Genomic DNA, 24,351 nt, shown 5'->3' on the forward strand with positions numbered 1-24,351 from the left:
GGATAATCACTGCTCAGAATTATTTAACGGTTATTTGACGCCTTATGAAAACAGCGATGCTATTGCCAACTGCCCTGTTGCTGGTTGGATTACTGGTTGCCCCGGCAGCTAGCGCCCAGCAAGTCGATGCGGTGCAACTTTACAGTCAGGATGAGCTGTTAGATTTAATTAAAACTAATAGCCACTTACGCCGGGTGCGGGCGGATGATTGCCAGTTGGTCGAGGATATCGAAGCCCGGGCTGATATTATGCGTCTGCCAGCTTATCAGTTTTTATATGGCGATATGCTGGCCTACGCAGTTTGCGTACCTCGTAATGTTGAGCGGGGCTGGGATTTAATGCTGCAAGCTGCAGCGCAAGGCTTACCCGAAGCGTTGGAACAGGTTGGCCGTTACTATCATATTGGCCGTTTTGTCCAGGTTGACATAGATAAAGCGCTGGTGTATCTGCATGAAGCTGCTGCAATGGGCAACCTTAATGCTAAATTGCGCTATGCCCAGTTACTAGTGGATGGTCATGGCTCACCGGTTGATTACGAACAAAGCTATCGCTGGCTGCATCATGCTATTAGTGCAGACGCTAACACTCATGCTAGAATACAACAACTGTCGCAACAGCTTGCCAAAAAGATGCCGGAGCGGGTAGTGGCCAATGCCAGACGACCTGTCAAATGAAATTCATCCACTGTCCCCACTTAGCTGTTACACTCTATATATCAATAAAGGAAAAAAAAGTTTAATTAATGACGGTAAATGATCCGCATCTTGCGCGTGAGCAAGAAAAATACGACAACCCTATCCCCAGCCGCGAATTTATTCTCGAGCATATCGAAAAGCGGCAACAACCTGCCTACTTTGACGAACTGGTTACTGAACTCGCTCTTACCGACGACGATGCCATTTTCGCCCTGAAAAAGCGCTTACGGGCGATGGAGCGCGATGGCCAGCTTATTTTTACCAAAAGTAAACGCTATGGTTTGGTTGACCATATGGACCTGGTAAAAGGCGTGGTAATCGGTCATAGGGAAGGCTTTGGCTTCTTAAAGCTGGAGCAGGGCGGTCCGGACTGGTATCTGCCTTATCATGAAATGCAGCGGGTGTTGCCAGGCGATAAAGTCCTGGCCACTGCCGCCGCGATGAAGAGCAAAGACAAAGTAGAAGCCCGCGTCGTGCGGGTGCTCGAGCCTCGCACCGAGCCGGTAGTTGGCCGTTATTACAAGGACTCCGCGGTATGTGTGGTGGTGCCTGACGACCCGCGCATTACCCAGGATATCATGATCCCCGAGGGCGAACAGGGCGCTGCGCGTCACGGCCAGATTGTATTGGTGGAGATTACCCAGCGCCCTTCCAAGCGGGTCAGCGCGGTGGGTAAAGTTATTGAAGTACTGGGCGAGCATATGGCGCCTGGCATGGAAATCGAAGTGGCCATTCGCAATCATCAGATCCCGCATGAGTTCCCGCAAGCGGTCATGGATCAAGTTTCGAAATACGGTGAGCAGGTACCCGAGGACGCCAAGCTCGGTAGAGTTGATTTGACCAAACTGCCACTGGTAACCATTGATGGCGAAGATGCCCGCGATTTTGATGATGCCGTATATGCTGAAGCCAAAGACAATGGTGGCTGGAAGCTATGGGTTGCGATTGCGGATGTCAGTGCCTATGTCAAACCTGACACGCCGCTGGATCGCAGTGCGCTGGAACGGGGTAATTCGGTGTATTTCCCCGACCATGTAGTACCGATGTTGCCCGAAGCGTTATCCAACGGTCTGTGTTCACTGAATCCGCATACCGACCGCTTATGTTTTGTTGCCGAAATGCACATCAGTGCCAGCGGCAAACTGGAAAGCTACCAGTTTTACGAAGCCGTTATGCACTCGGCAGCGCGTTTTACTTACAATAAAGTCCATGCCATTTTGCAGGGTGACCCGGAGCTGCGTAAGCAATATCAGGCAAACCTGACCAATCTGGAAACACTTTACAGCCTTTATAAAAAGCTCGCTAAGGTGCGTGGGCAACGTGGTGCTATAGAATTTGAAACGGTGGAAACCCGCTTTATTTTTAACAGTCATCGTAAAATTGAGCAAATTGTGCCGGTGCATCGCAACGAGGCCCATAAAATCATTGAAGAATGTATGATTATGGCCAACGTTGCCTCGGCCCGCTTTATTGAGAAGCACGAGGCTCAGGCCTTATTCCGGGTGCATGAACGGCCTGATGGCGACCGTTTTGCTAACTTCCGGCGGTTTTTAGCTGAGTTAGGTATTGAAGCTAACTTATCCAGCGAGCCGACGCCGTTGGAGTTGACTCAGGTGCTGGCCAGTCTGGCTGATCGGCCGGATCGGGAACTGATAGAAACCACCATGCTGCGCTCAATGAAGCAGGCCGTGTATCAGGGCGATAATCAGGGCCACTTTGGTTTGGCATTGGAAGCATATGCCCACTTTACTTCACCCATTCGCCGTTATCCGGATTTGGTGTTGCACCGGGCGATTAAAGCGATACTGCTCAGGCAAAACCAGAAAGTAAATGGTGAGCGGGCCTATAGCGAAAAAGAAATTACCCATTTTGGCGAGCAGTGTTCAATGACAGAACGCCGGGCCGATGATGCTACCCGTGAGGTATCTGACTGGTTGAAATGTGAGTACATGCAGGATCATCTGGGCGCCGAGTTTGACGGTGTGGTAGCGACGGTAACCAACTTTGGTTTATTTGTCCGCTTAAGTGATTTGTACATTGAAGGCCTGGTGCACGTTACCTCGTTGCAAAACGATTACTACCGCTTCGATGCAGAGCGCCAGGTGCTAAACGGTGAGCATAGTGGTGTCAGTTACCGGATGGGCGATCAGGTTAAAGTAAAAGTGCTGGCAGTAAGTTTAGAGTCGCGCAAAATTGATTTAGCTGTGGTGGGCGAGCCAAAACATAATGTCTCGGGCCGGGCAGTAAAGCCAGCCGTAACGCAGCCTTTGCTGAAAAAGAAGCGAAAGCTGGCGGCGCCGGGCGGCGCGGTGGCAAAGGTGGTGGCAAAGCCGCTGCTAAGCCCGCAGCGAAGGCAACTGATAAACCTAAAACGGCGAAAAACGGCCCGAAAAAGCCGCGGCGTCGGGCGAAAAAATCCTGATTGGCCAGGCTGGCTAAACAAAAAATTTGAGATAAAGCTAACTATGAGCGCAGATTTTGTATTTGGTATTCATGCGGTAAATGCCCTGTTAGAACGGGCGCCGCAGGATATTTTAGAATTGTTTATCATGAAAGACCGCGAAGATAAGCGGATGCAACCGCTTATTCAGCAAGCCCGCCAAAACGGTATCTCTATCCAGTTTTGTAACCGCAGAACCCTGGACGATATGGTTAATGGCCAGCATCAGGGCATAGTGGCTAAAGCGCGCTTAGCCAGCAGTGGCAATGAAAGTGACCTGGCGACTTTACTTGAGCAAAAAGATAAGCCGTTTTTATTAGTGCTGGATGGCGTTACCGATCCGCATAATCTGGGTGCAATCTTACGCAGCGCCGATGCTGCCGGGGTGCATGCCGTTATTTCGCCTAAAGACCGCTCGGCTAAATTAACCTCAGTCGTTCGCAAAGTGGCTTGTGGTGCCGCCGAAGCGGTGCCCTTTATTACTGTGACTAATTTAGCCCGCACCCTGCGTGAATTGCAGGAAGCCGGCGTCTGGGTGGTAGGCACTGCCGGGGAAACCGATACCACGATTTACCAGGCCGACTTTAAAGGCCCATTGGCATTAGTGTTGGGCGCTGAAGGTGAAGGCTTACGCCGGTTAACCCGCGAAACCTGCGACAGTCTGGTAAAAATACCAATGTTTGGCTCAGTATCAAGCTTGAATGTGTCGGTAGCCGCGGGTATCTGCCTGTTCGAAGCAGTACGCCAGCGAAGTTAAACTGTTTCAACTTGTTTGGGTTTTAAATTCTTTGCTTTATATTCTGCTTGTTATTTACCCGCTAACTCCGTAAAATACGCGACCTTCGGCCATACACTCACGTTCCTTGCCTCTATGCGAGCCTGGCCGAGCTCACCCGAGGCTTACTAACCGTAAGGAGCTACAATGCGTCATTACGAAATCGTTTTTATGGTTCACCCTGATCAGAGTGAACAAGTGCCTGGCATGATCGAGCGTTACACTGGCTCTATCAAAGAAGCGGGCGGTACTATCCACCGTTTGGAAGACTGGGGCCGTCGTCAACTGGCTTACCCAATCCAAAAGCTGCACAAAGCACACTATGTGCTGTTGAACGTGGAAGCACCACAAACAGTGATTGATGAGCTGGAAACTAACTTCCGTTACAACGATGCTGTATTACGTAACCTGATTATGCGCACTAACGGTGCCGTAGTTGAGCCATCTCCAATGGCTAAGGTACGTGAAGAGCGTTCACGTGACGAGCGTCCTCGTGACCGTGCTCCTCGTGAAACAGAAGAGCAGGTTGAAAACGAAGAGTAAGTTTGATGGACAATATCATCGTGCTTAGTGGCGCCGTATGCCGGCACCCTGAACGCAGTGAGAGTCCGGCGGGTATCCCGCACACTGTTATCACGATAGAGCATCGCAGCAATCAGCAGGAAGCCGGCCTTAACCGCCAGGCTTATGTCAGAATGCAGGCAGTGTTAAGTGGCACAGTGTTACATCAGCAAGCTCAAACTTTGACGTTGGGTAGCATGGTAAAGGTTAGCGGGTTTTTAAACCGGCACCAAAACCGCAGTGGTCAGGCAAAACTGGTACTGCACGCCCAGCAGATTGAACAAATAAGTTAGGAGACAGACAAATGTCACGTTTTTTCCGTCGCCGTAAATTCTGCCGTTTTTCTGCAGAAGGCACTGTAGAGATTGATTACAAAGATACCGCTGTTCTGAAAAACTATGTTACAGAAAGCGGCAAAATCGTACCTAGCCGTATTACTGGTACCAGCGCTAAGTATCAGCGTCAGCTGGCTCGTGCTATTAAGCGCGCTCGCTACCTGGCCTTGTTGCCGTACAGCGACTCACACAGCTAATACAGAAGGGGTATAAGTATGCAAGTTATTCTGTTAGACAAAGTCTCCAACCTTGGTGGTTTAGGTGACAATGTTTCTGTTAAGTCTGGTTATGCTCGTAACTTCTTATTCCCACAGGGTAAAGCAGTTCCGGCTAACAAAGCTAACACTGAAAAGTTCGAACAGCGTCGCGCTGAATTAGAAGCCAAACTGGCTGCTGACTTAGCTGCCGCTAACGACCGCGCTGCTAAGCTGGCAGAACTGGCTGAAGTGACTATCGCTTCTAAAGCCGGTGACGAAGGCAAGCTGTTCGGTTCAGTAGGTACCCGCGATATCGCAGATGCCATTACTGAAGCTGGCGTTAAAGTCACTAAAGCTGAAGTGAAATTACCTAACGGTACTTTACGTGAAACTGGCGAGTTCGACATCGATCTGCAGTTACACGCTGAAGTAGTAGCAACCATTAAAGTTGTTATTATCGCAGAAGCCTAAGGCTATTGGCGCACTGCAATGCAGTGCGCCACTCTGTTCTTTCCCCCGTTTTATCTAACCCTGACCAGTTCATTTAAAAAAACTCGCAACGTCGCTTTTTATTCTGCCGCTTGCAAGGTAGCATTGCACAGTTATTTCCAATTCTGTCAGGTGTTATGAGCAGTAATAAAGACAAGCAAGTCGCCGGCCTGAAAATGCCACCGCACTCTATCGAAGCTGAGCAATCTGTGCTGGGCGGTTTAATGCTGGATAACCAGGCCTGGGACCGGGTGTCAGAAAAGGTGGTTGAGCAGGATTTTTACCTGCGTTCACACCGTTTCATTTTCAGCGCTATGGCGCGGATTGCCGAAGCCAATCAACCCATCGATTTAATTACCGTATCCGAAGCATTGGAAGCCAACCAGCAACTGGACGATATTGGTGGTTTTGCTTACCTGGGTGAAATTGCTAAAAACACCCCCAGTGCGGCCAATATTATGGCCTATGCCGACATCGTACGCGAGCGCGCGGTGGTGCGCGATATGATAGCGGTAGCCCATGATATTGCTGATGCCGGTTACGACACCCAGGGCCGCACCAGTGCCGAGCTGTTGGATTTCGCTGAAAGTAAGGTGTTTAAAATTGCCGAGCAGCGGGCTAATGCTAATGAAGGCCCCGAGCCGATTAACAATATTCTGGCCAAAACCATCGATAAAATCGACGCGCTGTTTCGCTCGCCGCAAACCGGCATTACCGGTTTATCATCGGGTTATATGGACCTGGATAAAATGACCAATGGCTTTCAGCCATCTGATTTAATCATCGTCGCGGCCCGGCCATCAATGGGTAAAACCACCTTTGCCATGAACCTGTGCGAGCATGCGGCTATTACCAGTGATAAGCCGGTGCTGATATTCAGTCTGGAGATGCCGTCCGATCAGATTATGATGCGGATGCTGGCCTCGTTAGGACGGATAAATCAGACCAAAGTACGTACCGGCCAGCTGGAGGATGAAGATTGGGCGCGGTTATCTTCAGCCATTGAATTGCTGAACAGCAAAGGCAAAATGTATATCGACGATGCCTCTGGCCTGACCCCGACTGAAGTGCGCTCGCGGGCCCGGCGGGTGGCGCGTGAGCATGGTGGCCTGAGTATGATTATGGTCGACTACTTACAATTAATGACCGTGCCAGGCTTAAGTGAAAACCGCACCCTGGAAATTGCTGAAATTTCCCGCTCGTTAAAGTCGTTAGCCAAAGAGTTGAAAGTGCCGGTAATTGCGTTATCGCAGCTAAACCGGGGCCTGGAGCAACGTGCCGATAAACGCCCGGTCAACTCAGACTTACGGGAGTCCGGCTCTATTGAGCAGGATGCCGACTTAATTATGTTTATCTACCGGGACGAGGTTTACCATGAAGACAGTGCCGAAAAAGGCCTGGCTGAAATTATTATTGGTAAGCAGCGAAACGGCCCTATCGGCAAAGTGCGCTTAACCTTCCATGGCCATTTCTCACGCTTTGACAACTATGCGGGCAGCGCCCGCTTCGAGGACGAGTATTAATGTCGCGCCGGCCGGTAGCTCAAATTAATCTGGCGGCCCTTAGCCATAATTTACAACGAGTGCAGCAGCTGGCACCGGCCAGTAAGATATTGGCAGTATTAAAAGCCAATGCCTATGGCCATGGCCTGGTTAAAGTGGCCCAGACATTAACGGCAGCGGATGCGTTTGCTGTCGCCCGGATAGATGAAGCGTTGGCGCTGCGTACCGCTGGTATTGTTAAACCGATAGTGCTGCTGGAAGGGTTTTACGAAGCCGCTGAACTGCCAATCCTGTTAGCAAATAACCTGCAAACGGTGGTGCATAATGAGCTGCAATTGCAGGCACTTGAGCAAACTGCATTTGATGGTCAGCTGAAGGTATGGTTAAAAATTGATACTGGTATGCACCGTTTAGGTATTACACCTGAGCGGTTTGACGAGTTCTACCGAAGACTATGGCAGTGTCAGGCAGTGCAGCCGGGCATTCGCTTGATGAGCCATTTTTGCTGTGCCGATATGCCGGGCTCTGCCAAAACAGCAGAACAACTGGCTTTGTTTCAACAGCTTTGCACCGATAAAGCCGAGCAACAAAGCCTGGCGAATAGTGCAGCAATAATCAGCTTGCCACAGAGTCATGGCGACTGGGTGCGGCCCGGCTTAATGCTACACGGTATTTCGCCACTACCCGATAAGCTCGGCCAGCAGCATCAGTTACAACCGGTTATGCGCTTAAGTAGCCGCTTAATTGCTATGCGTCAGGTTCAAGCTGGCGAAACGGTAGGCTATGGCGGCACCTGGCGGGCGGAGCAAACAACGTGGATTGGCGTTATTGCCATTGGCTATGGCGATGGTTACCCGCGTCATGCTATTAACGGTACCCCAGTATGGCTTGCCGGACGCGAAGTAAAGCTGGTGGGCAGAGTGTCAATGGATATGATCACCGTTGACCTTGGTGATGCGCCAACAGAAAGTATTGGTGATGAAGCGGTGTTGTGGGGCCCGGAGCTGGCCATTGAACGGGTGGCGCAATGCGCTGAGACCATTCCTTATGAGCTGCTATGTAACATTACGCCGCGGGTTGATTATCAGTACATAACCAGGCAGTAGCCCGGTCTTTCATTTATCAAAGCTCACTTCAATATGCACTTTGCCAAATTCCGAATCGAAGGGCATTAAGATAGTCGGCCCTTCGCATTTGTGGGTAATGGTATGCGCTTTACCGGATACCACTATTGGCGTGGCCATCGAAAACTCGTAGCCTTTATCGCCTAAAATACGTTTGGCGCCGCCAGTAACCATATTGGTAATTTCACCGACCATATCGGTAACATCGGCATTAATAGTTTTGGGTTTTTCACCCAGCATGCGGTACATCACTTCCAGCGCAAGGCCTTCTTCAAAACTAACTGAAAACGAGCCTTTAATATCGGTACCGACCATGCCAATCAACCCGGAAACGTCGCCTCGCGCGATTTCATCTTTTTTAATCCGTGGCTGGCCCGGAACAATAGTAGTATTGGCCATGGTAGCTAAAACATTAACCAGAGAAGAGAGAAACGGATTTATATACTCAACATTCATGGAGCGCGCCTGTAAGTTATACGATGGAATATACCAGCTCGACGTTATAAGACTAGGAGCATTTTGCTTATCATACAAGTTAGCCTACGAGTTTGCAGTTATTTATGCAACGTGCTGGCATTTATGGCAAAAACCATGAGCTTCAATAGTTTGGTGCTCAATTTTAAAACCTTTTTCGGTTGCCAGTGTACTGAATTCCTGGTGCAATACTGCAGAGTGTAATTCAGTTACGTTACCGCACCTGTCGCAGATCAGAAGTTGTGCCGGGTGGTGATGGCCAAAGTGATGGCACAGCATAAAAGCGTTGCTGGATTCGATTTTATGAATAAAGCCCTGTTCGGTTAAAAACTCCAGTGCCCGGTATATAGTAGCGGGTTTAGCCGCCGGCTCAGTCTGTTTTAATTGCTCCAGCAGGTCATAAGCACCCATGCCGCCATCAGTTTCAGCCATTAACCGAAATACTTTTTCCCTTATGGCAGTAAAGCGTGCGCCATTTTTATCGCAAATTGCTTTGGCCCGGGTTACTAATGATTCTGTTGACATACTTAATCTGATCTCCTGGCAGCAGTCGCAGGCAGTGTAGCATATTGCTATTTAAGTTCCACGCACAGAGACTACTGATAATTGCCCGTAAACCGTCAATTTTAACGCTATTTGCTGTACAATATCTGGTTTTATATTTATTACTCTCTGCAGGTACGTGACTTTTGGCTTCAAAACTTATCGACCACAAATTTTCTGTCGCCCCTATGCTCGACTGGACCGATAAACATTGTCGCTACTTTCACCGGCTAATGACGAAACACGCTGTGCTGTATACCGAAATGGTAACCACTGGCGCGTTGATTCATGGCAAGGGCGACTATCTGGCGTTTAACGAGCAGGAGCATCCATTAGTGCTGCAATTGGGCGGTTCTAATCCGGCAGAGATGGCGCAGTGTGCAAAAATGGCAGAGCAGCGCGGCTATGACGCAGTAAATATAAATGTCGGTTGTCCGTCGGACCGGGTACAAAACGGCATGTTTGGTGCCTGCCTGATGGCGAAACCTGAATTAGTGGCCAGTTGCGTTGCCGCAATGCTGGATACCGTGTCGATACCGGTTACCGTGAAAAGCCGGATTGGTATTGATGAGCTGGACAGTTATCAGTTTTTAACGGACTTTGTTGGTACGATTGCCGATGCCGGCTGTCAGCAGTTTATTGTTCATGCCCGTAAAGCCTGGTTAAAAGGTTTGAGCCCGAAAGAAAACCGCGAAATACCCGAGCTTGATTATCCAAGAGTGCATCAGCTAAAGCAGGATTTCCCGCAGCTGGATATCAGTATTAACGGCGGCATTAAAACCCTGGACGATGTGCGCTATCAGTTGCAACTGGTCGATGGCGTAATGGTCGGGCGTGAAGCCTACACTAACCCCTTTTTGCTTAGTCAGGTTGATCATTTTATTTATGGTGAAGAGCAGCCATTACTCAGTCAGCACGAGCTGGTACGGAAAATGTTACCTTATATTGAACAACAAATGCAGCAGGGCGCGCGTTTCTGGCACATTGCCCGCCATATGCTCGGGCTGTTTCAGGGGTTACCCGGCGCCCGTCTCTGGCGCCGTCATCTCAGTGAAAATGGCCATCTGGCGGGGGCAGGGCCCGAGGTATTAGTGCAGGCATTGGCCTCTGTGCCTGAGTAATGGGCCGCCATAATCCGTATCTGAATCCAGCATGAAGAATTTGACTAATAGAGTGGTTAATTTCGCTAACTTTTGGTTTTATGTTGCTGCCGTGAAACGCGCAAGTGAATCGATTTAAATTTACTTCATTAATTTCAGCTACATAGGTTGGTTTTAAAGTTGGCACAAGCTTTGTAATAGGTGAGTTGTAGTATCAAATAACTTAACCATTATGAAGGAATATAACATGAAAACTTTAGCTGCCCTTTCGTTAACTGCTGTTGTAATGCTGACTGCTGCACCAGTACAGGCCAATCCAGCCACTGAAGCGTTACAACAATTAGCTGCCAATCAGATAGCTGAACTAAAAGTTACCATCGCTCAGCAGGCACGGCAGGCTATGGAAAAAACTGCGGCAGAGGTTAGCCAATTGTTGCAGGCAGATGCTCAGATCACCCAGCAAAAAGATGTGGTTGCCAAAGCTGATACTAAGCCTGCGGCAGAATAAGCGGTGCTGACCGCAAGCAGTTTATTGCTGCTGTATTTACTGCCCGTTGTCACGATGTTTTCGGCGTTTGTGTTGTGGAGTTTTCTTACGCCGATATTAATGTTATGGCAAAAAGCCCGTAGCTAGCCGTTGCGGGCTTTTTGCCATTTGGCCGGTTATAACTTTGTGCTAAGTCGCTGTTCGTTGCCATGATTTGGTGTAAGATAAGCTAAATTTGTTAAGGGGGCGTAACATGATTCGACTAGCTGCTTTATTACTGACTGTTGTTTTTGGGTTGGCAGGCTTGCCAGTCACTGCGGCAGAACTCACGGTTACAGATGGTCAGGTCAGAGTGCCAATGCCCGGACGCACCGTCACGGCAGGCTATTTTACAATTAATAATGATACCTCATCAGCAGTTAAGCTGATGTCAGCCACAAGTGCGGCATTTGAGCGTGCCGAATTACATCAGCACACGCATCAGGATGGCGTGATGCGGATGGAGCAAGTTACTCACATCGAGATTGCTGCTAAAGCCAGTGTTAGTCTGCAACCGGGCGGCTTACATCTGATGTTGTTTAACCCTAAACAGCCATTACTGGCCGGTGAGAGTGTTACTGTTACGCTGAGTTTCAGTAATGACCAGCAAATTGAGCTAAGTATGCCGCTAACTGAAATGCCACGTCGCTAAGGAATGACTATGAACAAGCGCAATATTGCCTATCTGGTTACGGGCCTGGTGTTGTTTATTTTTGTTGTGGTCAGCTGGTGGGTAAGTCGGGAACCGGCGGTTATCACAGAAGACATAACTCAGGCACAACAAACAAATAATGTAACACCCACGGTGGGGTATACTACGACAACTGCTTTAATAAAGGTGACAGAGACCCTGCTGGACAAGCCGGGCGGTTATCTGGCCAATGATATTTTGCCTCCCTATAGTTTGCTCGACAATATGCCCGCCTGGGAGTTTGGTGTCCTGGAGATGTCTCGCGATCTGGCGCTGGCGTTTCGTAAAGACTTCAGCCGCTCCCAGTCACAATCAGCTGAAAATGAGTATCTAAAAGTTGCTCAGCCACAATTTAATATCGACCATCGCAGCTGGGCAATTCCCAGTGCTGAATCTGAATATCGTAAAGCTGTAGATCAACTTTATTTATACCGCGATGCCTTATCTGACAGCAGCATTGCTGGCAGCCAATTTTACGCCCGCGCGGACAATCTGCGGGACTGGCTGAAGAACGTTGAAAAACGATTAGGCAGCTACTCTCAAAGGCTAAGTGCCAGTGTCGGTCAGGATCGTCTGAATACGGACCTTGCCGGCGATGCGGGGGCCCGTCAGTCTACTACTGGCCCCAACCACCGGGTGGTTAAAACCAGTTGGTGGAAAATTGATGATGAGTTTTATGAAGCACGCGGCGCAGCCTGGGCATTATTGCACTATTTAAAAGCCGTAGAAGTGGATTTTGCCGAAGTGCTGCACCGGCGCAACGCCATGGTAAGTTTGCAGCAAATTATCCGGGAACTGGAAGCCACCCAGCAACCAATCTGGAGCCCGATGGTATTAAATGGCAGTGGTTTTGGTTTGCTGGCCAACCATAGCCTGGTAATGGCAAACTATATTTCCCGCGCCAACGCAGCGCTGATCGATTTATCAGAACTTTTAACTCAAGGATAAGCAGAATGAAAAAAAACACCATTATTAAAACCGCGTTGTCGGTGGCGCTGGGTTCAGCTTTAATTACGGGCCAGGCCACTGCTGACACCTTACTCGGTGTCTACGTTGGTGGTGATGGTTGGCAAACAGATGTAACCGGCAGTTTTGGTAATAGTGAACCCGCGCCGGAATTCACTTTTGATAACAAGACCCAGGGCTCATACTTTATTGCTCTGGAGCACCCCATTCCGGTGCTGCCTAATATCCGGCTGGCTCACAATCAGCTTGAAGCTGATGGTGTGTCATTAATAGACGGCGATTTCAGTTTTGGTGGCGAAGATTTTTCTGTGAATACCACCGTTACCAACAATGTTGATCTGACTAATACCGATGTCGTACTGTATTATGAGATCCTTGATAACAGTGTGGTTGCCCTCGACATCGGTGTGAATGGCAAGCATATTAAAGGCTCGGCATCAGTAGTGGAGCAGACTGAAAACGGTTTACAGGGCGAGGAGTCGGTGTCGCAATGGTTGCCAATGCTGTATGTCAATAGCAAAGTTGGTTTACCATTAACTGGTTTGGATGTGTTTGCTCAGGGCAGCTATATCGGTTGGAGCGACAGTCGGATGTATGACGTACAGGCGGGCGTTGCTTATGAAATTATCGATTCTTTAGCTGTTGATGTGAGACTGAAGGTGGGATACCGGGCAGTGAATCTGCGACTGGATGACCTTGACAACTTATACAGTAATCTTGACTTTAAGGGTGCTTTTGCCGGTATTGAACTGCACTTTTAAACTTGTGACTCATCCAGAAAATAGCCAGTAATTTGTTGCCGGCCATGACTGCTGCGGTACAACCCTTGTTGCTACCGCAAAATCACTTTATAGTAACTTTATTCTGAGTGACGGCAGTATCATTTTGACAACTATATTCAAACAGTTAATTGTTCCATGGCTGCTTTCGTTATTGTTGGCCTGGCTACTTGTTATTGTCTGGCTTCAAAATGAAACCCGCAACCAACAAATACAACAAATTCAGCAGTTGGCGGTAACCGTCAACTATGCAGTTCAGGCAAATCTGCCTGCACATGATAGTCAGCAATTGGCTAATCAACTGCGGCAAATCCATCTTAGTTCTTCCTTGGCTGTACAATACATTGCTGTTTATAACGGACAACTGGAATTAATTGCCAGCAGTGCATTCCCGGCACCCGCATCTGTCCTGCAGTCTGCGCCTTCAACTTATCAGCTAAGTGCCTTGCCTGATGGCACTAAGCTGGCAGTTTTGCCAGTGAGTGCAGGGCTGGCTCCGGAACAAACAGACAGTGCGACTAAGTTGCCTGATAATGGTTATGTTGCCGTCGTTATCGCGACAGAGCCGAGCTGGCTGTTCAGGTTAATTCCGCTGGCATTGTTGGCGGCCGCAATGGCTGTTGGTCTGGTTTTAAGTATCAGCATTGTCAGACGCGGACAAGTGCGGCTTGCGACTGATGTAGAATTACTCGCTCACAATTTTCGGCGGCTGCAACAAGCCCGGCAACAGTGTCAGATAACCGAGTCGCTGGTGCCGTCATTAAAACCTGTGCAGCAAGCGTTTAATGATCTGGCCAGCAGCCTGGATCAGAGTCAGTTGGCAACCGAGCAATTGGTGCAGCAATTAAATCAGCGTGTTCAACACTTTAATGTGCAACTCACAGAGCTCGAGCAGCAACGGCAGTCTTTAACGACGGACCAGCAGGCACAGCGACGCCACATCCGTCATTGGTTTGAACAAAGCCTGATCTTGTGGCATCGTCGTACACAGTTACAGCCGGCACAACTGCAACGTTTGCTGCAAATGCATATGTTGGCGGGGTATTATCAGTTCAGTGACAAGCAGCTCAAAGGGCCGCCTGTCAGGCTCAGTGACTGGCTGGGACAGCACATTGATGAACTTAATGAGCTGCTGCCTTCCACTGGCGTTACACTGGACTGGCAGGAGTACCCTGATAATCTTGACTATACGGTAAGTGTCTGTGACAAAACGTTGAAATCGCTACTGCAAGCGTTAGTTACGCTATGTTTGCGGGTTGATGACGTCAGCAAAATCAGTGTTACGATACAGCTGCAAGGTGGTGCACAACCTACTTTGCGCTTGAGCGCTGGTTGTAACGGCAATGGATTGCCTGAACATTGCCGGGACCTGATCAAAACCGGCCAGCTGTTGGACCTGCAGTGGAGCGACGCAGATGTGGCTTTGTTAAAAGCAATACAATTAACGGGCGGCGATTTTACACCTCAATCACTTGAAGGTCTTGGCTGTATTTTGCAACTCACCTTGCCAGTACAAACTGAGCAGGTTAGTACAACAAAAGCTATCCAGCACTTATTAATATTTGACGCTGATAACGAACGTTTACACCAACGTTGCATAGCGCTGAGTGGTATTGCGTCTCAGGTTAGCAAGTGCAGCAAGTTGAATGAGCTGGAGCACCTGCTTCAAAACAAAGTATTTGAACTGGTGTTGCTGTTTTTGCCCGCGACAACAGACGGCTCTGACTGGCAGAAAATAAAGCAGTGCGTCCGGCAGCAATCGGCAATGCTTTGTTTTGCATCGCCGGAACGCATGTCAGCGTGGCAGCAGCAATTACCAGAGGTATTAGCCAATCATCAGTTTTGTCTGGCTGCAGTGCAGGCAGTCTCTGAACAGTTACCCAAACCAGCTGATGTTCAACATATTCTGGTTGTGGATGACAACGAAACAAATCTGGCATTTGTCCGGGTACTGTTAAAAAATAAACCTTTGATGTTGCATACTGCTACCTCAGCGGCAGAAGTATTCTCATTATGTAAACAGCAGCGGTTTGATATGATTTTGCTTGATATTCAACTGCCGGACATGTCAGGCGTTGAAATTGCTAAGCAGCTCCGGCAAATGCCGCAATACCGTCAGGTACCCATTGTTGCCTTTACTGCACATGCAATGCCCGCTGAAATTGAACGTTACCGTGAGGCTGGAATGGACGACATTGTGTTCAAACCCCTGGAACCTGCCCGGTTAGACAGCTTACTTGCCCGGTTTTCGTTAACGACAAGCCGGACTTAGCCTGGGTTTGGATGTAGTGATAAGGTTACTTAAAGGCTAATACCGAGCCAAGTTGCTGCTGTAAGGTGGTTAAATACCCACTGTGCGTTGGACTGTTCAGTAATGGTAATAACTCGGTGCCTACAGCAGTATACTTATAATACTGCAGTACAACGCCACGCTGCAGCGCTGTGCATTCCAGTGTCTGACTTTGAAACTGCCAGCTGAACTGCTGTCCGGGTTGCAGTTCACCGCTTTCAATTTCGACATTATGCAAAATGCCAATATCTACCAGATTAAGTATTTGCGGATAACTCAACCCAAACTGACTTAAATTTAGTAACGCCATGCTGCGCCCCGTGAGTAATTGCCACAACGATGGTTTACGAATGTAACCAAAGTAAATCCGACCACTTTGCTCTTGCCTGCTGCGGCAGCTTAAACTGGCGGCCAGCTGCAAACTTTGTGCTTCTTTATGACTCATCAGTTTCAGAGTTTGCAGGGTTTTTAGCGAAAAACGGCCTGGAGTGGTAATTTCCCCAGCCAGTATTTTTGCCCATAACTGTTGCATGCTATTGTTAGAAATGTCCAGTACTAATTCGCAATACTGCGAAAACCAGTCGGGATCCACTTCCTGAGCTGACACCCGATCCGGGCAATATTCCAGTGCCTGAGCCATTATCTTTTCCAGATTTTGCTGCTGGCGTTCACGCTGCATTTGCAGGCGGCGGTTTACCCGTTGTGCCAGATTAAGCTCCCCGCCAGGGGCTGGTCCCCCAGATCGCGCAGCGAGTTGCTGGTGTTTCGCACTGCCTGGTGTGTGGTCACTGTTGTCAGCGTTGGCCTCATTGCTGGTTTCAGCCGCTTTACTGGCAACAGGTGCACCGAGGTGATATCGCGCCAGTTTTAACAGCCGCTGCTGACCGGAAGCCGAGGTTACTTTGCTCAAAATAAATCCGGTAAGTATCGAGTAATAAATGTTATCTTGGCACTAAGCTGATGTAGCAGCAAGTAGCGCCAACAATTTATACCAGGTATCTGTAAAAATTAAATAAGATAAAAATAAACGACAATTCGTTTTTTGTTTTTTAACGTATGCATGTATATTTAAGGCAAGAGACAAATAAAGGCGTAATCATGAAATCGAATGAAACAGATGAAGATTTTCTGTTTTTCGCAGAAGACGAGCAAACCTCGTCTGAACCGGAGCTTGCTGTTGGCGTCTGGAATATTCTGATCGTTGACGATGACGAAGAAATTCATACCGTTACCAAACTGGCTCTGAATGACCTTATTGTCCTTGGCCGTAAACTTCAGTTCCATCATGCCTATTCTGGTGATGAGGCCATTCGCTTTCTGCACGACAACACGAATATTGCCATGGTATTGCTTGATGTCGTTATGGAATCTGATGACGCTGGCCTAAAGGTTGTGCAGCGGATCCGTGATGAGCTGCATCTGGAAGAGTTGCGCATCGTCCTCAGGACGGGGCAGCCCGGTTATGCGCCGGAAGAAAGTGTAATTAAAGAATACGATATAAACGATTACAAAACTAAAACAGAATTAACCCGTGGTAAGCTAGTTACCGCTATTATTGCTTCAATCCGCTCTTATCAACAAATCCGAACGATAAATCAAAATCGGATTGGCCTGCAAAAAATTATTAATGCCGGTGCCAATTTGCTTGAGCAGCATTCGTTACACGAATTTTCAGAAGGGGTCGTGACCCAGATTGCGTCATTAATTGGCTTGCATGCAGAGGGGGTGCTTTGCGCCCAGATAGAAGACGATGGTAGCACCAGCGACAAAATTTATGTATTAGGTGCGGCGGGCCATTACGCGCCGTTTATTAAATGCCAGCTGGATAAGTTGGATAATCCGCGGATTGTACAGCAAATTAACCTGTGTTTAAGTCAGCGCCAGAATATCTTTGGTCAGCAGGATACCGTCTTGTATCTGGGCAGTGACACGCATTGCGCTGCAGTTTATATTGAGACAAACCGGCCGATAGAAGCATTTGACCGGCAACTAATAGAAGTGTTTCTGAGTAACATTTCGATAGGCTATGAAAATGTTACGCTTTTTCAACAGCTTAAACATGCCGCATATATCGATCCGCTGACCAAGACGCCTAATCGCAACGAATTTATTCAGATTTTACAGGATACCCGCCGGTTTGATGCCGAGGGCATGGTTGCAGTACTGGTAGATATTGATCATTTTTCTGATGTTAACGATGGTCTGGGCCAGGATGTTGGTAATGAATTACTGATTGCCCTGACATTGCGCCTGATTGCCTTTTTCGGAACCAGCTGTCAGCTGGGCCGGATTGGCGCCGATGTCTTTGGCTTGGTAGGGCCCTCGCACGAATTAACGCCAGAGCGTTTAGAAGAGGTGTTTAACGAACCATTTCAGGCATCTGAGCATGCGCTGCAGGTGACTGCGACCTTTGGGCTATGTCGGTTAACGGATTCTGCAGAGCAAGGGCTGACCATTCTAAAGCATGTTTATATTGCGCTGAATAAAGCCAAGAAAAGTATCAGCCAGAGTTTCCAGTTTTATCAACCGGAAATGGAAGATGAAATGGCTGAACGCCTGTCGTTACTGCGCAAGCTGCGTAGTGATTTCAGTCGCGACAAGCTCGAATTATGGTATCAGCCGCAAGTATCATTAAGCAGTAAACGCGTGGTTGGCATGGAGGCGTTGTTACGCTGGCCGGTCGCTGATGGCCAGTATATTTCACCTGCTGTGTTCATTCCGTTGGCAGAGTATTCAGGGCTGATTGTTGAAATTGGCAGTTGGGTGCTGGAACAGGCTTGCCAGCAAATAAAACATTTAGCCACGCAGGGCTACAGCGATTTGCGAATTGCGGTAAATGTATCAATGCCACAATTTCGAAACCATCACTTTGTCCAGACGGTTATTGACTGTGTTAATCGCTACAATATTGACCCGGCTTTATTAGAGCTTGAAATTACCGAATCAGTGGTGATGGACGAGCCGAAAATTGTTATTGAAGCCCTGCAAAAACTTAAAAATGCCGGAATAAAAGTGGCAATTGATGACTTTGGTATTGGCTTTTCGTCACTAAGCTATTTGCAGCAGTTGCCATTGGATCGGATTAAAGTGGACCGCGCGTTCGTGCGCGAAGTTACCGGGCCGGCCGGTGAGGTAATTGCCCAAACAATTATTAATCTGGGTAAACGGCTGGGGCTTTCTACTATCGCCGAAGGCGTGGAAACGGAGGCGCAGCAACAAGCGGTTGCAGCGATGGGCTGCGATGAGGTGCAGGGATTTTTGTTTGCCAAACCCATGCCTACTGCCGAATTACTGGTATTTTTAGCGAATAATAATGCGAAAAGAAGTGAGTGAACCTGTTCTGGAATAAATAAAAGCCGCGTAACGCGGCTTTATTCTTTGTTCTGACCAAAAGGGTGGGTTATTTCTTTGCCCGCTCAAACGAGGTCATGATTTCTGCTTTGGCAGCCGCAGCGTCGCCCCAGCCCAGTACTTTAACCCATTTGCCCGGCTCAAGTTCTTTGTAGCGCTCGAAAAAGTGCTGAATTTGCTGCTTTAACAGCTCTGGCACATCATTGATGTCCTGAATATGGTCATATAGCTTAGTTAGTTTACTAACCGGTACTGCAATAACTTTAGCATCTTCACCGGCCTCGTCTGACATATTTAAGACGCCAACCGGCCGGCATTTAATAACTGCACCCGGTACCAACGGATAAGGGGTAGGAACTAATACATCTACCGGGTCACCATCCAGCGATAAGGTGTGGTTAACAAAACCATAGTTACAGGGGTAAAACATCGGCGTTGACATAAAGCGGTCAACCCAGACGGTACCGGTATCTTTGTCTACTTCGTATTTAATCGGGTCGGCATTGGCCGGGATTTCAATAATTACATTTATTTCGTCTGGCAGATTTTTACCTGCTGCTACGTCGCTTAAGCTCATGCTGCTTCCTTTTCGGTTAATTGATTCGGTGCCGGCTATTATAGCGACAGCCACAAAAATAACTATGCTTTGTGATAGCCAATACAGGTTTCCACTTCATGTTTTGAACCCAGAATAACCGCTACCCGCTGATGAATATCCGTCGGGACGATGTCCATAATTCTCTGGTAGCCGGTTGAACTCAGGCCGCCAGCCTGTTCTACCAGAAAGCTCATTGGATTGGCTTCATACATTAGTCGCAATTTATCTGGTTTTTGCGGGTCTTTCGTATCCCGCGGGTAAGCGAAGATCCCGCCGCGGCAAAGTACCCGATGCACATCTCCCACCATGGCGGCTATCCAGCGCATGTTAAAGTTTTTACCGCGGGGGCCGGTTTTACCCAGCAACAAGTCAGCCACATAGCGCTGCATCGGCTCCTGCCAGAAGCGCTGATTGGACATATTGATTGCAAATTCAGTGGTGTATTTGGGGATGGCCGCCTGATCTTCGGTCAGCAAAAAACCACCATAAGTATTATCCAGCGTATACAAGCGGGTACCATGACCTGTAGTTAATGCCAGCATGGTCGATGGCCCGTACAGCACATAACCTGCTGCAACCTGAGCAGTGCCGGGTTGCAAAAATAGACTGCTGTCGTCCGGGGCTTTGTCAGGGTCGGCTGGCAGGATAGAAAAAATGGTACCAATTAAGCTGTTAATATCAGTGTTTGACGAGCCGTCCAGTGGGTCAAAGGTGACCAGATACTTACCTTGCGGATTGCCGGCGACAATAGTGTCTTCTTCTTCTGAGCTTATGGCTTTAACTACACCGGTTTCCAGGATCACTTCTTTGAGTAATTCATTGGCTATTACATCAAGTTTTTTTTGGGTTTCCCCTTGAATATTCTCGCCAAGGGTAGAACCTAATACACCAGCCAGTTCACCCTGACTGACCCGAAAAGAAATTTCTCGGCAGGCGGCTAGAATGGTTTTAAGCAGGGCAATTAACTCAGGTTCTACTCCGTCCTGCTGCAGTACCGGGGAAATACGGCGCATTTTGTTATTCCTTTTATTGCTGTAGTAAATGTGTAGGGCAGCGCTATTTTAAAGAATTTATTGTTAAATTGCAGTTTTGATCGTAGTTTTATCTGTTTTTCTGATACCAACGGGCCTGCATAGCAGGAAATGACTGATGCATATTCATATTTTAGGTATTTGCGGCACCTTTATGGGCGGTATCGCCGCTATTGCCAAAGCGCTGGGCCATAAGGTTACCGGCTCTGATCAAAATGTTTACCCACCGATGAGCGAGCAACTGACTGAACTGGGCATTGGTTTGGTGCAGGGATATGACAGCAGCCAGTTCAGCCCCGAACCTGATTTGGTTATTATTGGTAACGCCTTATCCCGTGGCAATGAGGCCGTGGAATATGTGTTAAGCCGCGGGCTACGCTATACCTCTGGCCCACAGTGGCTGGCAGAACAGGTATTGCAGGACCGCTGGGTGCTGGCGGTTGCCGGCACCCATGGCAAAACCACCACCAGCAGCATGTTGGCCTGGATTTTAGAAGCGGCCGGCCTGAAGCCGGGGTTCTTAATTGGCGGTATTCCGCAGAATTTTGATACCTCAGCCCGGCTTGGTGAGTCGCCGTTTTTTGTGATTGAAGCCGACGAGTATGACACCGCTTTTTTCGATAAACGCTCCAAGTTTGTCCATTACCGGCCGCGCACCCTGGTGATTAATAACCTGGAATTTGACCACGCTGATATTTTCCCCGATTTAGCGGCAATTCAGCGCCAGTTTCATCATTTGCTCAGAATGGTGCCGGCAAATGGTCTGGTGTTGTCGCCGGAAGATACTAAGGCAGTCAGCCAGACCCTGGCGATGGGCTGCTGGAGTGAACGCCAGAGCTATGGCCAGGACTGGCGGGCAGAGCTTATTAGCAATGATGGTAGTGCCTTTAGGCTGTTTTACCAGCAGCAGTTACAAGGCGAGTTGCACTGGCAACTGGGCGGCCAGCACAATGTCGACAATGCCGTGATGGCTATTGCTGCTGCCCGCCATGCCGGTGTGCCGGTAAACGTGGCACTGCAGGCCATGAGCCAGTTTGTAGCACCGAAGCGGCGGATGGAACTGAAGGCCGATATTGCTGGCATTAAGGTATATGATGATTTCGCCCATCATCCAACGGCCATTGCCACTACGTTACAGGGTGTGCGCAATAAAGTGGGCCAGGGACGACTACTGGCCGTACTGGAACCGCGCTCTAATACCATGCGGATGGGCGTGCACGAAGCGGCGTTGCCGGTGTCGTTAGCCATTGCCGACAAAGTATATTTATATGAGCCGGCCAATGCTAACTGGTCGCTGGAGGCACTTACCCGCAGTTTAAGTCCGAAAGCCCATTTATCGCATGATATCGAGGCGCTGGTCGGTTTACTGGTCGAACAAGCAACAAAGGGTGATAACATCGTCATTATGAGTAACGGCGGCTTTGGCGGTATTCACGATAAGCTTATTCGCGCGCTGGCGCTTAAATGGGAGTAAACATGCAGGAAATCACCTTAGCCTTTACCGGCGCCTCTGGCGCGCCTTACGGCTGGCGTTTACTGGAGCTGCTGTTACAGCAGGGCATCAGGGTGCATTTACTTATTTCCAGTGCCGCCCGGGTAGTATTCGCTACCGAACATGATATTAAACTGGCCGGGGCACCGGACAAGTGCACGATGCAATTGCAGAGCCATTTCAACTGTGCCGACGGCCTGTTAACGGTATACGGTAAAGACGACTGGTTTTCGCCGGTAGCCTCAGGTTCTGCTGCGCCAAAGCAGATGGTAATTTGTCCTTGTTCTACCGGCACCGTGGCGGCGATAGCCTGTGGTGCCAGCGATAATCTGATCGAACGTGCTGCCGATGTGGTGATAAAAGAGGGCGGCAAACTGATTTTAGTGCCGCGCGAATCGCCGCTTAGCGCTATTCATCTGGAGAACCTGCTGAAACTGGCCCGGCTGGGCGTGACTATTATGCCGGCGGCGCCTGGCTTTTATCATCAGCCGAAGCAAATCAGTGATTTGGTCGATTTTATGGTGGCACGTATTTTAGACCAGCTGGGGCTAAAGCAGCAGCTTACCGCCCGTTGGGGCTATGGTGGCGAACGGGCTGGCGACAGTACCGGCAACAGCACAGATACAGGAGAGCGCGAGTGAGTCTGGCGTTAGATATTTCAGGGTTACACAAGGTATATAAAAGCGGTACCGTTGCGCTTACTGGTATTGATTTGCAGGTAACAGAGGGCGATTTTTTCGCTTTACTTGGCCCCAATGGTGCCGGTAAAAGCACCACTATTGGCGTGATAACCTCACTGGTCAATAAAAGCAGCGGCAGTGTTAAAGTATTTGGCCACGATATTGATACCGAGCTGGAGCAGGCAAAAAGTCAGCTTGGCCTGGTGCCGCAAGAGTTTAACTTTAATCAGTTTGAAACTGTGCTGCAAATAGTGGTGCATCAGGCGGGTTACTATGGTGTGCCGAAGAAGCTTGCCATGCAGCGGGCTGAAAAGTACCTGAGTCAGCTGGGGTTGTGGGATAAACGCCATGCCCGGGCCCGTGAATTATCTGGGGGTATGAAGCGGCGGCTGATGATCGCCCGGGCACTGATGCATGAGCCTAAGTTGTTGATCCTGGACGAGCCGACAGCCGGGGTCGATATTGAGCTACGCCGCTCAATGTGGGAATTCTTACGTAAAATCAATAAAGCCGGGGTAACCATCATTCTGACCACCCATTATCTGGAAGAGGCAGAAATGCTCTGTCGCAATATTGCTATCATCGACAAAGGCCGGATTATTGAAAATACCAGCATGAAGGCGTTGTTAAATAAGCTGACTATTGAAACCTTTATTCTCGATTTGGATCAGAACCCGGCCACGCTAACGCTGGATGATATCAGCTGGCGGTCGCTGGATGAGCACAGTATTGAAATTGACGTGCCGAAGAGCCAGGGTTTAAACCCGATTTTCAGCCAGCTTAGTAGGCAACAGGTTAATGTGTTGTCGATGCGCAATAAAGCCAACCGCTTAGAGGAATTATTTGTGGCACTGGTCGAAACCGGTCGTGGGGAGGCAAACTAATGCGTGCCAGTTATCTGATTGCCCTGCAAAGTATTTTAAGTAAAGAAATTACCCGCTTTATGCGAATTTGGGTGCAAACCCTGGTACCACCCGCCATTACCATGAGCCTGTATTTTGTCATTTTTGGCAGTTTAATTGGCTCGCGTATCGGTGATATGGGCGGTTTCAGTTATATGGAGTTTATTGTGCCGGGCTTAATTATGATGGCCGTGATCACCAACTCCTATGCCAATGTCGCCTCGTCGTTTTTCAGTGCCAAATTCCAACGTAATGTAGAAGAGTTACTGGTCGCGCCGGTACCTAATTACCTTATTGTGCTGGGCTATGTTGGCGGTGGTATGGCCCGTGGCATGCTGGTGGGAATAATCGTCACTATTCTGTCGCTGTTTTTTGTTGATATTCAGATCCACAATCTGGCGATTATCATCATTACCGTGATTCTGACATCTATGCTGTTTGCGCTGGGTGGGTTAATTAATGCGGTTTATGCTAAGACCTTTGATGACATCAGTATTATTCCGACCTTTGTGCTGACGCCGTTAACCTATCTTGGCGGGGTTTTTTATTCATTAACAATGCTGCCAGGGTTCTGGCAGAATGTAGCGGCGTTAAATCCGATAGTGTATATGGTTAATGCCTTCCGCTATGGCTTTCTTGGGGTTAGTGATGTCAGCCTTGTGCTGGCGCTGGCAGTAGTGACAAGCTTTATTGTGGTCATGTTCAGTTTTGCACTGTATTTAATTAACCGCGGTGTCGGTCTGCGCAGCTAGTGATTTGTCCTGTTAAAATTTTTGCAGACATTTTTTGGCAGTTGCAGTAGAGTTAGGC

24 protein-coding genes are annotated in these 24,351 nt (G+C 48.7%); 19 read left to right on the forward strand and 5 right to left on the reverse strand.

Annotated elements, in window-relative coordinates; genetic code table 11:
• The first annotated feature begins 44 nt into the window (after positions 1-44).
• The 8 genes from KG631_RS18490 to alr all read left to right on the forward strand — a co-directional run bounded on the left by KG631_RS18490 (position 45) and on the right by alr (position 8,100).
• Positions 45-674, forward strand: coding sequence for an SEL1-like repeat protein (locus KG631_RS18490; RefSeq protein WP_214001126.1), 630 nt, complete (start codon positions 45-47; stop codon positions 672-674).
• Between the two features lie 68 nt (positions 675-742).
• Complete coding sequence (gene rnr / locus KG631_RS18495; protein WP_301004000.1) at positions 743-3,892, forward strand: ribonuclease R; 3,150 nt, start codon at positions 743-745, stop codon at positions 3,890-3,892.
• A gap of 165 nt (positions 3,893-4,057) precedes the next feature.
• Positions 4,058-4,453, forward strand: coding sequence for a 30S ribosomal protein S6 (rpsF, locus tag KG631_RS18505; RefSeq protein ID WP_097111460.1), 396 nt, complete (start codon positions 4,058-4,060; stop codon positions 4,451-4,453).
• Between the two features lie 5 nt (positions 4,454-4,458).
• Positions 4,459-4,764: a primosomal replication protein N gene (gene priB, locus KG631_RS18510; protein ID WP_019675937.1), complete on the forward strand. Its 306-nt coding sequence runs from the start codon at positions 4,459-4,461 to the stop codon at positions 4,762-4,764.
• Positions 4,765-4,775: 11 nt separating this feature from the next.
• On the forward strand, positions 4,776-5,003 hold the full coding sequence (gene rpsR / locus KG631_RS18515) for a 30S ribosomal protein S18 (RefSeq protein WP_008218940.1): 228 nt from the start codon (positions 4,776-4,778) through the stop codon (positions 5,001-5,003).
• A gap of 18 nt (positions 5,004-5,021) precedes the next feature.
• Positions 5,022-5,474: a 50S ribosomal protein L9 gene (rplI, locus tag KG631_RS18520; protein WP_214001128.1), complete on the forward strand. Its 453-nt coding sequence runs from the start codon at positions 5,022-5,024 to the stop codon at positions 5,472-5,474.
• 143 nt (positions 5,475-5,617) lie between these two features.
• On the forward strand, positions 5,618-7,015 hold the full coding sequence (gene dnaB, locus KG631_RS18525) for a replicative DNA helicase (RefSeq protein ID WP_097111672.1): 1,398 nt from the start codon (positions 5,618-5,620) through the stop codon (positions 7,013-7,015).
• Complete coding sequence (gene alr / locus KG631_RS18530; protein WP_214001129.1) at positions 7,015-8,100, forward strand: alanine racemase; 1,086 nt, start codon at positions 7,015-7,017, stop codon at positions 8,098-8,100. Before dnaB ends, alr begins: the two co-directional genes overlap by 1 nt.
• A gap of 9 nt (positions 8,101-8,109) precedes the next feature.
• Here alr and KG631_RS18535 read toward each other — a convergent pair whose 3' ends face one another.
• Positions 8,110-8,574, reverse strand: coding sequence for a chemotaxis protein CheX (locus KG631_RS18535; protein WP_214001130.1), 465 nt, complete (start codon positions 8,572-8,574; stop codon positions 8,110-8,112).
• 102 nt (positions 8,575-8,676) lie between these two features.
• Positions 8,677-9,117 (reverse strand): zinc uptake transcriptional repressor Zur, encoded by a 441-nt coding sequence (gene zur, locus KG631_RS18540; protein ID WP_214001131.1) that lies wholly within the window; start codon positions 9,115-9,117, stop codon positions 8,677-8,679.
• Between the two features lie 164 nt (positions 9,118-9,281).
• On the opposite strand from zur, the gene dusA reads away from it, so the two are divergent.
• From dusA to KG631_RS18570, 6 genes are all read left to right on the forward strand, one after another.
• Positions 9,282-10,256, forward strand: a complete 975-nt coding sequence (dusA, locus tag KG631_RS18545; protein WP_214001132.1) for a tRNA dihydrouridine(20/20a) synthase DusA — start codon at positions 9,282-9,284, stop codon at positions 10,254-10,256.
• Positions 10,257-10,482: 226 nt separating this feature from the next.
• The gene (locus tag KG631_RS18550; protein WP_214001133.1) at positions 10,483-10,743 is read left to right on the forward strand and encodes a hypothetical protein; all 261 of its coding nucleotides are present in this window, start codon (positions 10,483-10,485) and stop codon (positions 10,741-10,743) included.
• Between the two features lie 232 nt (positions 10,744-10,975).
• Positions 10,976-11,413 (forward strand): copper chaperone PCu(A)C, encoded by a 438-nt coding sequence (locus KG631_RS18555; RefSeq protein ID WP_214001134.1) that lies wholly within the window; start codon positions 10,976-10,978, stop codon positions 11,411-11,413.
• A gap of 9 nt (positions 11,414-11,422) precedes the next feature.
• Positions 11,423-12,400, forward strand: a complete 978-nt coding sequence (locus tag KG631_RS18560; RefSeq protein ID WP_214001135.1) for a DUF2333 family protein — start codon at positions 11,423-11,425, stop codon at positions 12,398-12,400.
• A 5-nt stretch (positions 12,401-12,405) separates the two neighbouring features.
• Positions 12,406-13,179 (forward strand): TIGR04219 family outer membrane beta-barrel protein, encoded by a 774-nt coding sequence (locus KG631_RS18565; protein WP_214001136.1) that lies wholly within the window; start codon positions 12,406-12,408, stop codon positions 13,177-13,179.
• Between the two features lie 124 nt (positions 13,180-13,303).
• Positions 13,304-15,469, forward strand: coding sequence for a response regulator (locus KG631_RS18570; protein WP_214001137.1), 2,166 nt, complete (start codon positions 13,304-13,306; stop codon positions 15,467-15,469).
• Between the two features lie 25 nt (positions 15,470-15,494).
• On the opposite strand, the gene KG631_RS18575 is transcribed toward KG631_RS18570, so the two are convergent.
• Positions 15,495-16,397 (reverse strand): TIGR03899 family protein, encoded by a 903-nt coding sequence (locus KG631_RS18575; RefSeq protein ID WP_214001138.1) that lies wholly within the window; start codon positions 16,395-16,397, stop codon positions 15,495-15,497.
• 188 nt (positions 16,398-16,585) lie between these two features.
• Here KG631_RS18575 and KG631_RS18580 point away from each other — a divergent pair, with 188 nt between their 5' ends.
• Positions 16,586-18,820, forward strand: a complete 2,235-nt coding sequence (locus KG631_RS18580) for an EAL domain-containing protein (protein ID WP_214001139.1) — start codon at positions 16,586-16,588, stop codon at positions 18,818-18,820.
• A 67-nt stretch (positions 18,821-18,887) separates the two neighbouring features.
• On the opposite strand, the gene ppa is transcribed toward KG631_RS18580, so the two are convergent.
• Positions 18,888-19,415 carry an inorganic diphosphatase gene (gene ppa / locus KG631_RS18585; RefSeq protein ID WP_097111474.1) on the reverse strand — a complete coding sequence of 176 codons (528 nt, stop codon included), beginning with the start codon at positions 19,413-19,415 and terminating at the stop codon, positions 18,888-18,890.
• A 62-nt stretch (positions 19,416-19,477) separates the two neighbouring features.
• The gene (locus KG631_RS18590) at positions 19,478-20,449 is read right to left on the reverse strand and encodes a class 1 fructose-bisphosphatase (protein ID WP_214001140.1); all 972 of its coding nucleotides are present in this window, start codon (positions 20,447-20,449) and stop codon (positions 19,478-19,480) included.
• A gap of 136 nt (positions 20,450-20,585) precedes the next feature.
• Between KG631_RS18590 and mpl the strand changes: the two genes are divergently transcribed.
• From mpl to KG631_RS18610, 4 genes are read left to right on the forward strand one after another with little or no spacing between them, the layout of a single operon-like run.
• Complete coding sequence (gene mpl, locus KG631_RS18595) at positions 20,586-21,941, forward strand: UDP-N-acetylmuramate:L-alanyl-gamma-D-glutamyl-meso-diaminopimelate ligase (protein ID WP_214001141.1); 1,356 nt, start codon at positions 20,586-20,588, stop codon at positions 21,939-21,941.
• 2 nt (positions 21,942-21,943) lie between these two features.
• Complete coding sequence (locus KG631_RS18600) at positions 21,944-22,600, forward strand: flavin prenyltransferase UbiX (protein WP_214001142.1); 657 nt, start codon at positions 21,944-21,946, stop codon at positions 22,598-22,600.
• On the forward strand, positions 22,597-23,523 hold the full coding sequence (locus KG631_RS18605) for an ATP-binding cassette domain-containing protein (RefSeq protein WP_214001143.1): 927 nt from the start codon (positions 22,597-22,599) through the stop codon (positions 23,521-23,523). Before KG631_RS18600 ends, KG631_RS18605 begins: the two co-directional genes overlap by 4 nt.
• A complete protein-coding gene (locus tag KG631_RS18610) occupies positions 23,523-24,293 on the forward strand; it encodes an ABC transporter permease (protein ID WP_214001144.1) in 771 nt (256 codons plus the stop codon). Before KG631_RS18605 ends, KG631_RS18610 begins: the two co-directional genes overlap by 1 nt.
• Positions 24,294-24,351: the final 58 nt, after the last annotated feature.

Origin of the sequence: Arsukibacterium sp. (genome assembly GCF_018402695.1) — a bacterium.
Classification (GTDB): Bacteria; Pseudomonadota; Gammaproteobacteria; order Enterobacterales; family Alteromonadaceae; genus Alishewanella.